This is a genomic window from Burkholderia sp. HMSC10F09 (assembly GCF_001806955.1).
GTDB classification, from domain to species: domain Bacteria; phylum Pseudomonadota; class Gammaproteobacteria; order Burkholderiales; family Burkholderiaceae; genus Burkholderia; species Burkholderia multivorans.
Map to the genome: position 1 here is coordinate 1 of NZ_KV786831.1, position 10,523 is coordinate 10,523.

Here is a 10,523-nt window from a genome sequence, read left to right on the forward strand (position 1 = left end):
TCGAGCGGCGGCAGGCCGAGGCGGCTGCGCGCGAGCGGATCGCGGTACTTGATGTCGTCGGCGACGGTCGCTTCCGCCGACGGCGCGACGTTCGAGCGCGCGAGCGGTGCGGTCGTGCCCGGGCACAGATGGCCGGTGGCTTCGACCGCGCGCCGGTTCGCATCGCTCTGGCAGAGCAGCGCGAGTGCGACGTCGGTCAGGCCCATCGCACGGAATTCGCGCGCATCGAGACGACGCACGCAGGCCTGGTCGACGAGCGTCGTGCCGCCCGTCGCGCCGAATCCCGGGAACGACACGCCGACGCTCACCGAACCCATGCAGGTGTCGGACAGCGTGGTCGTGAGGCCCGGTGCCTGGATCGCCGGGTTGGTCTTGATCGTCTGCGTGCCGGAATAATTGACGTTTTCGGTCGTCTGCGTGTTGTACGGACTCGTGCCCGGTGCGCCGGCCGACGCGAGCGTATTGACGCCCTGCGGCTGATTCAGGCCGCCGCTCGCCGCGGACGGCATCGTCACGTTCACCTGCACGTTCGAATTGCCGCTGCCCCGAACCCCGCTCGTGCTGGTGGCATTGCCGCCGCGCGAAGTCGACGTGGTCGTGTTGTTGTTCGTGTTGTTGTTCGTGCTGATGCTCGAGCCGCCACCCAGGCTGACTGCCGTTGCCGTGCTCGACGACTGCGAACCCGAGTTCGAGTCGGCCGTTTGCGCGTGGGTACCGATCGTGGTCATCGCGAACAACGCCGCACATGCCACCTTGATCTTGTTGCTGTTCATTTCACTCTCCGGACGAGGATTGACCTCCCACCCAGGCAACCGTGCTAATTCCCCTGAATGACTTCAGCTTTTCCCGCTTCCCCGAACTGTTTCCAGCCGCTGCCGAGCTGGGACCACGAGCCGTCCGCCATTCCCTGCCATTGCTGGGAAGTCGGTCCGCCGATGGCACCGCCCGCCGAAAGCGTTTGTTGTTCTGACGGTTTGGTTGTCTGGGCAAGGTCGTTTGACGTCTGCATATTCGATTGCACGTCCTCGGCAGCACGGTCAGCGCCATACGCCGTCAAAGACGCGAGCATCAGAGCGGCGGCAATCAGTTTGTGCTTCATGCCAACTCCTTACCTAACGTGACAACAATGCGGGAAAAGAGACCAGCGTCACTGCGAAACTGGTCCCCCCACATCTCCTGCTAATGACTGCCTGCGTTCGCGCCTGAACCTGCCTGACTGCCGCCCGAGGCGGACGGCGAGCCGGCCGGGCCGGTACTCCACACGGTCGACGAGTTGAAGTGATTCGAGCCCGCGATCGTGCCCGAGCCGCCGGGACCGGAAACGGCCCCCGCCCACCCGTTCGCGTTGCCCTGATCGTTCGCCCCCGTTGCCGTGTAGTGGTTTGCGCCGAGAACGATCGTGGCGGTCACCCCTCCCGACAATGCATTCGCGTTCACATTCGTGCTGCTGTTTCCGCCGTACGAGCCTGCGGCACCGATACCGCCGCCTGCCGCAAACGCGCCCCCGTTCGTGCCCGAACCGCTGGCCGTCGAGGTCGAGTTGTGAAAGGCGGATGCCGTGCCGGCGGAACCGGCGGGTGTCACGGTACTTCCTGCGTTCGCGCCCGCTACCGAATTCGAGTTGCTCGTATAGCTGCCGGAGCCGACCAGTACCGATCCGGACACGCCCGCCGCGACGGACTGTGTCTGATTGGTCGTCGAACCGGCCGCCCATACGACCGATGAAATGGCGGTGAGCGCTGTCGCTAAAATGACGTTGGCTTTCATAGCAATTCCTTGCTGTGAGGAAGTTTGGCGGTAGCGGGCCGGCCCCGCCCGCATCGGGCGAAACCGGCACTCGCTGCCACCAGCCAATGACGAACGCTACGCGCCGCGACTTAGTGGTGGAACGTCGTCCAGCCGATCGAGCCAGCATTCGCGCCGCTTTGGCCGCCGGCCTGTGCGCCGCCGAAGCCGTAGCCGCCGACCGTCGACGTATTCGTATGGTTCGTGTACGAGATCGAGCTGCTGCCGCCATAGCCGGCGGTTGCGCCGGCTGCGCCGAGCGCCGAGCCCGAATCGGTCGCGGTGAAGTGGCCGAACCCGACGACGCCGGCCGACGTGCCGCCGACGCTCGACGAGCTGCTGCTCGAAACCGTGCCGCCACCTGCGAACGCTGCACCCGAAACCGCCAGAACTGCTGCTGCAATCAGAAGCTTCTTCATGGTCGACTCCATAACGGCGTGGACGGAACAGGCAGGGAAGGTCGCACGCCGACAACCGTCCCTGCTTCAAGCAATCCCTTCGAACAGGATTACTTTTTAATTAACCGTATTCACATTCCTTTAAATCTATTTGCTTATCTATTTTTGGTCAGCCGAAGTGTAGTTTCACGTTGTTCAGTTGTCCAAATATCTTTGTTAGGTGTTTTCGATTAGTTTGCTGAACATTAAAACCAATTCGAAAACACCTTAATTCATACCGCCTTTAATCGCGCGCACTGCCCCATTCCGCCTTTTTCGAATATCGTCCGGGCGACTGCCTGAATACGACAGTGCGATGCGAATCGAAAACGGGCGAAACAGAATCGGTACGATGAAATCCGGCCGTGCCGGAACGCGCTGTTCAGCCGGGCGCGCGCGGTCCTCCATTGCGATCAGGCGGCATGGTTTCTCCCTGAGCGATCGACGGAACGGGTTCCGGAAAAGCGTGCGACGGTACGCGGCCTAGTCGGGCCGACGCCGGCATGCGGGCGGCGCGCTTGGTATCGCGCGGCACGGTCGAACACGGAACGGTATCGGGCCGTTCGGAATGAACGGGCCGGCGCTGCGGAGCGAGCGGAATGGAGCGCGACACCGGATGCGCTCGAGCGCCGCCGCGAACGGCAAGCGCTCCAGGAGCCGGAGCACGCGGATGCCGTCGAATCGGCGAGCAGAGACCCGCGAAGCTGGCACCGCGTCGCGAGCAATACCCCGATTCTTTCGACTTCCCCACTGTTGCGCGTGAATCGCGCGGATCAAGCTACTGCTGTTGGTCTTCATCGCCGTTTCCCCGACTGGCTTATTGACGAGTTGGTCGCCCCACATCTTTGTCGCGTCGCGTCGACCGCTCGCCGGTGCGTCCCATACCGCAAACCGCGTGCCATGCGTTGTGCCATCGGACGCTGCGCGCGGCCTCTCGCCGCAACGCGCGGGCGCGCCGTCGGGAATGGCGCTTTTTGTTTCAGGAATGTATCGCAATAACGGCCGCGCGCCGCCGGCGATCGTCAAGCGCGGCGAAGCAATGGCGGGAAAAGGCTGAGAAATCGGCTGGCGCGACGCGCGCACGCCGTCGTCGGAACAAGTGTTTCAAACTTGAGATGCGCACGCCTGCGTCGCTCGCGCGGTACGCCGCGCGCGGCAAGCCAATCGGTCGCCGCGCGCGCACGACGTCGCGCTTGCGTGCACACGAATGAAAACCGGAGGCGGACGGCCGGACCGAAAACCGCCGCGTCGCCGGCCTCGGCGTGCGAACGACGCACGCACATCGCGCCACGCCGCGCGCATTTGATTCATTCGTGAAAACACGGCGCGGTCGAATCGAGAAAATCGATCGAAACAAATCGGCGCAAAACCGAAATTCGCCCATCGATCAGCGCGCTTTCCCACATAACGGCGACTCCAATGAATTGACGTAGATCAATTCGGATCGAATCGTCGCGTGGGCGACTTTGCGTACCGATCGATGACGCATCGTCGATCTCGAATCGCAGATCCCGCGTTGCATCCAATGAACACTTTCCGTGCTCCAGCGCGGTTCGAATCTCAACTTTGAAACATCCGCATTCGGCACGCGTGGCGTCGCATGTCGTGCTGCGCGCCTTGGCGCGGCGCATGCCGAATGGTGCCGGTTCGCCCGAATGCGCGCATCGCGCCGCACGCCCATCCTGTCCCCACGATACACGCATGAAACAAGCGCGCGTGCCGCGCCGCCCGCTGCGCGCGCAACGACACGTCGGCGCAGGCACGGCGACGGCCGGACCGCAGCCGCATCGCGGTTGGCATGCGGCTTGCCTCATGTCCGGTTCAGGCAGGCGGCCTGCACGACCCGAAAAACGGGCGGCAGCCGCCCGCTCATAAGCCACGTCGGGGAAGCGGCAATGAAGACCATCAGCGAACGGACGACGCGTGCGTCGGCCCAGCATCAACGGGGAAGTCTGCGCAATCGAAGCGTCGTTCATGGCGCTTCGTCGACATCAGCGGAGCAGCAACGGCACGTGCCGGCACGGCGTCCCTGCGGCGACGCAGGCATCGTGCGCGCGTGCGCCGCAGCGCTCGCTGTCCGGCTCCCGGCGATGTGCGACGAAGGAGAAGACCATGAATGACCGGGTAGCGATCGAGACGCGCGTCGGCCAGCGCGTGCTCGTGACGGGCGGCGCCGGATTTCTCGGCAGCTATGTATGCGAACGCCTCGTCGTCGAGGGCGCGCACGTCGTCTGCGTCGACAGTCTGCTGACGGGACGCAAGCTGAACGTCGCCGACCTGAAGGCGTCGGGTCGTTTCGAGTTCCTCAAAGCCGACGTCACGCTTGGCCTGCCGCAGCTGCAGGTCGACGAGATCTGGAATCTCGCCTGCGCGGCATCGCCACCGACGTATCAGCACGATCCGGTCCACACGATGATGACGAACGTGCTCGGCATGAACCACTGCCTCGCGCTCGCCCGCAAGACCGGCGCGCGCGTGTTCCAGGCCTCGACGAGCGAAATCTACGGCGACCCCAGCGTGCATCCGCAGATGGAAACGTATCGCGGCAACGTCAATACGATCGGCCCGCGCGCGTGCTACGACGAAGGCAAGCGCGCCGCCGAGGCGCTCTGCTACGACTACTACCGCACGTACGGCGTGGACGTGCGCGTCGCACGCATCTTCAATACGTACGGGCCGCGGATGTCGCCGCGCGACGGCCGCGTCGTGTCGAACTTCATCGTCGGCGCATTGAACGGCGAGCCGCTCGAGATCTACGGCGACGGCCTGCAGACGCGCTCGTTCTGTTTCGTCAGCGATCTGATCGACGGCTTCTTCTGCCTGATGGGCGCCGAGCGCAACGTCGGGATGCCGGTCAACATCGGCAATCCGGTCGAATTCACGATGATCGAGCTCGCGCAGAAGGTGCTCGCGCTGACCGGCTCGCCATCCGAGATCGTGTTCCGCCCGCTGCCGATCGACGATCCGCATCAGCGTCGCCCCGACATCTCGGTCGCCGCGACCGAGCTCGGCTGGCGGCCATGCGTCGATCTCGACGAGGGGCTGCGCCGCACCGTCGACTACTTCGCCCGCGAACTGTGGATCGCGCCGATGCTGCAGATGACCGGAGCGGCCGCATGAAAGTATTCGTCACAGGCGGCGCCGGCTATATCGGCAGCCATACGTGCAAGGCGCTCGCGGAGGCCGGCCATGCGCCGGTCGCGTACGACGATCTGTCCACCGGCCATCGCGACGCGGTGCGCTGGGGGCCGCTCGTCGTCGGCAGCATCCTCGACCGCGACGCGCTCGGCCGCGCGCTCGCCGCACATCGGCCCGACATCGTGATTCACTTCGCGGCGCTCGCGTACGTCGGCGAATCGGTGCTCGCGCCCGATCGCTATTACGCGACGAACGTGACAGGCACCTGCACGCTGCTGAACGCGATGCGGACGGCCGGCGTCGGCCGGATCGTGCTGTCGTCGTCGTGTGCGACGTACGGGATTCCCGATGCGCTGCCGATCTGCGAACACACGCCGCAGCATCCGATCAACCCGTACGGCTTCACGAAGTACGCGATGGAGCGGATGGCGGCCGACTTCGAGCGCGCCTACGGATTGCAGTGGGTCGCGCTGCGCTACTTCAATGCAGCGGGCGCGGACCCGGACGGCCTGCTCGGCGAAAACCATGAACCCGAAACGCATGCGCTGCCGCTCGCGATCCGCGCGGCGCTGGGTACCGGCCGCCCGTTCACGGTGATGGGCACCGACTATCCGACGCCCGACGGCTCGGCCGTGCGCGACTACGTGCACGTGAGCGATCTCGCCGATGCGCACGTCAAGGCCACCGCGTATCTGTGCCGTGGCGGCAACAGCGTCGCGCTGAATCTCGGTACGGGCACGGGCACGTCGGTGCTCGAGCTCGTACGCGCGGTCGAAACGGCGACCGGATCGCGCGTGCCGACCGTCATGGCCGCGCGCCGCCCCGGCGATCCGCCGGCGCTGTATGCGGACGCGACGAAAGCCGCGCTCGTGCTCGGCTGGCGCCCGCGCTTCGCCGGGATCGAGCCGATGGTCGAGCATGCGGTGCGGTGGTTCCGTCAGGAGCTGCCGCTCGTGGCGAACAAGTAATACCAGGCGTCGTTCAACCAATCACGGGGATAACCATGAATGTGCGGATCGCCATCGTCGGCACCGGCTATGTCGGGCTCGTCAGCGGCGCGTGTCTGGCGGAGCTCGGACACGACGTCGTCTGCATCGACAACAATCGCGGCAAGATCGACGCGCTGAACCAGGGCTGCATGCCGATCTACGAGCCCGGCCTCGACGCCGTCGTCGCGCGCACCGTCGGACGCGGGACGCTGCGGTTCAGCAGCGATCTCGCCGCGAGCGTGCGCGACCGCGACGCGGTGTTCATCGCGGTCGGCACGCCTACGCTGCCGGGCACCGATCGCGCGGACCTGCAGTACGTCGAAGCCGCCGCGCGCGACATCGCATCGAACCTGAACGGCTTCACGGTCGTCGTCACGAAGTCGACGGTGCCGGTCGGCACGAACCGGCGCGTGCAGGACATCGTCGAGCGTCATGCGCCGCCCGGGATCGACACCGCGATTGCGTCGAACCCCGAGTTCCTGCGCGAAGGGTCGGCGATCGACGACTTCATGCATCCGGATCGCGTCGTGTTCGGCGCCGAGCATCCGCGCGCGATCGAGATCATGAACGCGATCTATGCCCCGCTCGCCGCGGCCGGCCATCTCGTGCTCGCGACCGAGATCGAGACGGCCGAACTCGTCAAGTACGCGGCCAATGCGTTTCTCGCGGTGAAGATCAGCTACATCAACGAGATTTCGGACCTCTGCGAAGCGGTCGGCGCCGACGTCGAGCTCGTCGCGAACGGAATGGGCCTCGACCGGCGGATCGGCGCGGCATTCCTGAAGGCGGGGCCCGGTTGGGGCGGCTCGTGCTTTCCTAAGGACACGCGCGCGCTGAAGGCGACCGCATCCGAACACGCGGTGCCGCTGCGCATCGTCAGCGCGGCGATCGAATCGAATGCGCTGCGCAAGGCGCAGATCCTCCAGCGGATCGAAAACGCGTGCGGCGGCTCGATCAAGGGCAAGCGCATCGCGGTGCTCGGCCTCACGTTCAAGGGGCAGACGGACGACGTGCGCGAAAGCCCGAGCATCGACGTGATCCAGCTGCTCGTCGGCGCGGGCGCGCATATCCGCGCCTACGATCCCGCGCGGCCGCACGAGGCGTCGCGGCTGCTGCCGCAGGTGTTCATGGAAAGCTCGGCGGTCGACGCGGTGCGCAGCGCCGACGCCGTCGTCGTGATGACCGAGTGGAAAGCCTTCGAGACGCTCGATCTCGCGGATCTCGCCGACCACATGTCGGACCCGGTGATGCTCGACATGCGCAACCTGTTCGACGAACGGCGCGCGGTCGACTGCGGCTTTCGCCGCTACGAGCGCGTCGGCCGCTCGTGCAGCGCGCGCACGCCGGCCGACGCCGCGCGCGGCCGCGTGCCGGTCGCCGACGATACGACGGCTGCGCCGCAGCCTGCTTCAAAGCTGATGATCGACTCGAACTAACTCGCGTACGCGAGACCGTTGGGGGGAACACCATGGAGAAGCTCGTTGCGTCGCTCGCCCGCGGCGCGGCGTCGGAGGCGTCCGACGCCGAAGCCGGCCGCACCGAAAGCGCCGAAACCGATGTGCCGCTCGTGGTGCCGCTGATGGACAGCGGCACGCGCACGATCTTTCATCTGCTCGCGCTGTGCTGGGTCGCCGCGCTCGCGATCTTCTGGCGCTGGTGGCTGCGCGACGAGCATTACGTCGATGCGTTCCGCTTCGGCGTCAACTGCTTCATCCTGTTCTGGACCACCTTCATTCCCGGCTACTTCATCTTCATCATCCGCTCCGCGGTCGTGCCGAACCCGGCGCTCGACGTGCCGCGCGGCTGGCGCGTCGCGATGGTCGTCACGAAGGCGCCGTCCGAGCCGTTCGAGGTCGTGCGCACGACGCTGCTCGCGATGCTCGATCAGACCTACCCGCACGACACCTGGCTCGCCGACGAGGATCCGACTCCGGCCACGCTCGAATGGTGTCGCCTGCACGGCGTGCGCGTGTCGACGCGGCGCGGCGTCGCCGACTATCACCGCGCGAGCTGGCCGCGCCGCACGAAATGCAAGGAAGGCAACCTCGCGTACTTCTACGACACGTACGGCTACGACAACTACGATTTCGTGTCGCAGCTCGACGCCGATCATGTGCCGACGCGCACGTATCTCGAGGAGATGCTGCGTCCGTTCGTCGATCCGGCGGTCGGCTACGTGTCCGCGCCGAGCATCTGCGACAGCAATGCCGCGCTGAGCTGGAGCGCGCGCGGGCGCGTGAACGTCGAGGGCCCGCTGCACGGCACGATGCAGGCCGGCTATGCGGGCGGTCTCGCGCCGCTCTGCATCGGCTCGCACTACGCGGTGCGCTGCCGCGCGCTGCGCGAGATCGGCGGCCTCGGCCCCGAACTCGCCGAAGATCATTCGACGACGATGATCTTCAACGCGCACGGCTGGCGCGGCATGCACGCGCTGAACGCGATCGCGAACGGCGAAGGACCGCGTACGTTCGCCGATCTCGCCACGCAGGAATTCCAGTGGTCGAAGAGCGTGATGATCATCATGCTGCGCTACACGCGCCGCTATTTCGGCGGGCTGCCGCTGAAACTGAAGGCGCAGTTCCTGTTCTGCCAGCTGTGGTATCCGCTGTGTGCGCTCGCGATGGCGGGCGGCGTCGCGATCCCGGTCGCCGCGCTGCTCACGGGGCGCGTGTGGGCGCACGTCGACTACATCACGTATCTCGCCTATGCGGTGCCGCTCAGCGTGCTGATCCTCTGCGTCGTCACCTGGTCCACGCATGCGACGCAGTCGTGTCGGCCTCTGAACACGAAGCTGCTGTCGTGGGAAGGCCTGTCGTTCGTGTTCGCGCGCTGGCCGTGGGTCGTGCTCGGCTGCCTGTCGGCGATCGTCGACTGCATCCGCGGCAAGGAATTCGCCTTCAAGGTCACGCCGAAGGGCGGCGCGATCGAGCAGGACGCGCCGCTGCGCGTCGTCGCGCCGTATCTGCTGATCTCGCTGTTCTGCAGTGCGCCCGTCGTCGCGATCGAGAATCCGCACAACGCCGGCGGCTTTTATCTGTTCTCGACGCTGACGAGCATCCTGTACTTCGTGATCGCGGCCGTGGTCGCCGTCAATCACGGCAAGGAACAGGGGCGCGCCGCGTCGGCGCCCGCGCAGATGTTCTTCAGCCGCCTGCCGGTGCGCAACGCGCTGTTCGTGTTCGCGCTCGCGATGCTGGTCGCCGGCATCGCGCTGCGCGCGCCGAAGGGCTGGCAGGCCGTCACATGGCGCTCGGGCCTGCCCGCCGTGCTCGCGCCGGCGCCGGGGCAGCCGGTCAAGCAGCCCGCACTCGGCGTCTACGACCCGGACCGCGTGTTCGCGTCCGACGCGAACCTCGCATTCGATCATGTGTTCGTGTCGTGGAACGCGCCCGACCTCGACACGCAGATCGACGACGCGTATCGCACCGCGCACGCGCGCCACCGCGCGCTGATGGTGACCGTCGAACCGTGGGCGCTGCCCGGCAGCCGCACGGGCGCGCTGCTCGACGATATCGCGCACGGCCGTTACGACGCGCGCATCGCGGCGACCTGCTCGGCGCTCGCCGCGCTGCACGCGCCGGTGTTCGTGCGCTGGGGCCACGAGATGGAAACCGACACCGGCCGCTATCCGTGGGCGAGCGGCGACGCGTCCGGCTATATCGACGCGTACCGGCGCGTCGTCGATGCGTGCCGCGCGATGACCGACCGGCTGCGCTTCGTGTGGTCGCCGGCCGGCAACCGCAACCTCGACGACTATTTCCCCGGCCCCGGCTACGCCGATGCGGTCGGCCTGTCGGTGTTCGACTGTCCGCGTTGCGCGGTGTGGCCGGCGGGCGGGCGCGCGTCGGCCGAAAACATCCTGCGGACCAAGTACGCGCGCGTCGCCGACTACGGGCTGCCGGTGATGGTCACCGAACTCGGTGTCGACGGCTCGGACGCGCGCAAGCGCGACGCGCTCGACGAATTTCAGCGCTCGCTGTGGCGCTATCCGCTGCTGAAGGCCGTCGTGTATTTCAATGCGGTCGACACGCCGGGTGCCTGGCCCGCCCGCTACGTGCCGGACTGGCGGATCGCGCCGTCGTTCCTGCAGGCGGAAGTCGTCGCGAAGTAGGTGCGAGGTGCCGCCGGCGAGGTGCCGCCGGCAAGGTGCGGCCGGCGAGGTGCGGCCGGCGAG

8 protein-coding genes and 1 pseudogene are annotated in these 10,523 nt (G+C 66.5%); 4 read left to right on the forward strand and 5 right to left on the reverse strand.

Annotation, left to right across the window (positions count from 1 at the left end; all coding sequences use genetic code 11):
- From HMPREF3115_RS21285 to HMPREF3115_RS32685, 5 genes and pseudogenes are all read right to left on the reverse strand, one after another.
- Positions 1-773 (reverse strand): annotated as a pseudogene (locus tag HMPREF3115_RS21285) (chemotaxis protein CheA); the annotation flags it as partial.
- 44 nt (positions 774-817) lie between these two features.
- On the reverse strand, positions 818-1,099 hold the full coding sequence (locus tag HMPREF3115_RS21290) for a hypothetical protein (protein WP_006408412.1): 282 nt from the start codon (positions 1,097-1,099) through the stop codon (positions 818-820).
- An 80-nt stretch (positions 1,100-1,179) separates the two neighbouring features.
- Complete coding sequence (locus tag HMPREF3115_RS21295) at positions 1,180-1,767, reverse strand: hypothetical protein (RefSeq protein WP_006396623.1); 588 nt, start codon at positions 1,765-1,767, stop codon at positions 1,180-1,182.
- 110 nt (positions 1,768-1,877) lie between these two features.
- A complete protein-coding gene (locus HMPREF3115_RS21300; RefSeq protein ID WP_006396622.1) occupies positions 1,878-2,204 on the reverse strand; it encodes a hypothetical protein in 327 nt (108 codons plus the stop codon).
- Positions 2,205-3,529: 1,325 nt separating this feature from the next.
- Positions 3,530-4,198 carry a hypothetical protein gene (locus tag HMPREF3115_RS32685; RefSeq protein ID WP_233632929.1) on the reverse strand — a complete coding sequence of 223 codons (669 nt, stop codon included), beginning with the start codon at positions 4,196-4,198 and terminating at the stop codon, positions 3,530-3,532.
- Between the two features lie 136 nt (positions 4,199-4,334).
- Between HMPREF3115_RS32685 and HMPREF3115_RS21310 the strand changes: the two genes are divergently transcribed.
- The 4 genes from HMPREF3115_RS21310 to HMPREF3115_RS21325 are packed head-to-tail and all read left to right on the forward strand — an operon-like array spanning position 4,335 to position 10,460.
- Positions 4,335-5,342 (forward strand): UDP-glucuronic acid decarboxylase family protein, encoded by a 1,008-nt coding sequence (locus HMPREF3115_RS21310; RefSeq protein ID WP_006408419.1) that lies wholly within the window; start codon positions 4,335-4,337, stop codon positions 5,340-5,342.
- A complete protein-coding gene (galE, locus tag HMPREF3115_RS21315; RefSeq protein WP_006408420.1) occupies positions 5,339-6,328 on the forward strand; it encodes a UDP-glucose 4-epimerase GalE in 990 nt (329 codons plus the stop codon). The genes HMPREF3115_RS21310 and galE overlap by 4 nt, the downstream gene beginning before the upstream one ends.
- Before the next feature lie 35 nt (positions 6,329-6,363).
- Entirely contained in the window at positions 6,364-7,785 is a 1,422-nt protein-coding gene (locus HMPREF3115_RS21320) for a UDP-glucose dehydrogenase family protein (RefSeq protein WP_070555930.1), read from the forward strand.
- 32 nt (positions 7,786-7,817) lie between these two features.
- Positions 7,818-10,460: a glycosyltransferase gene (locus tag HMPREF3115_RS21325; RefSeq protein ID WP_070555932.1), complete on the forward strand. Its 2,643-nt coding sequence runs from the start codon at positions 7,818-7,820 to the stop codon at positions 10,458-10,460.
- Positions 10,461-10,523: the final 63 nt, after the last annotated feature.

Excerpts from the sequence above, each read along its gene's own strand:
- HMPREF3115_RS21320 (WP_070555930.1), top strand. The coding sequence starts at position 6,364 with ATGAATGTGCGGATCGCCATCGTCGGCACCGGCTATGTCGGGCTCGTC.
- HMPREF3115_RS21310 (WP_006408419.1), top strand. The coding sequence starts at position 4,335 with ATGAATGACCGGGTAGCGATCGAGACGCGCGTCGGCCAGCGCGTGCTC.
- HMPREF3115_RS21300 (WP_006396622.1), bottom strand. The coding sequence starts at position 2,204 with ATGAAGAAGCTTCTGATTGCAGCAGCAGTTCTGGCGGTTTCGGGTGCA.
- galE (WP_006408420.1), top strand. The coding sequence starts at position 5,339 with ATGAAAGTATTCGTCACAGGCGGCGCCGGCTATATCGGCAGCCATACG.
- HMPREF3115_RS21295 (WP_006396623.1), bottom strand. The coding sequence starts at position 1,767 with ATGAAAGCCAACGTCATTTTAGCGACAGCGCTCACCGCCATTTCATCG.
- HMPREF3115_RS21325 (WP_070555932.1), top strand. The coding sequence starts at position 7,818 with ATGGAGAAGCTCGTTGCGTCGCTCGCCCGCGGCGCGGCGTCGGAGGCG.
- HMPREF3115_RS21290 (WP_006408412.1), bottom strand. The coding sequence starts at position 1,099 with ATGAAGCACAAACTGATTGCCGCCGCTCTGATGCTCGCGTCTTTGACG.
- HMPREF3115_RS32685 (WP_233632929.1), bottom strand. The coding sequence starts at position 4,198 with ATGAACGACGCTTCGATTGCGCAGACTTCCCCGTTGATGCTGGGCCGA.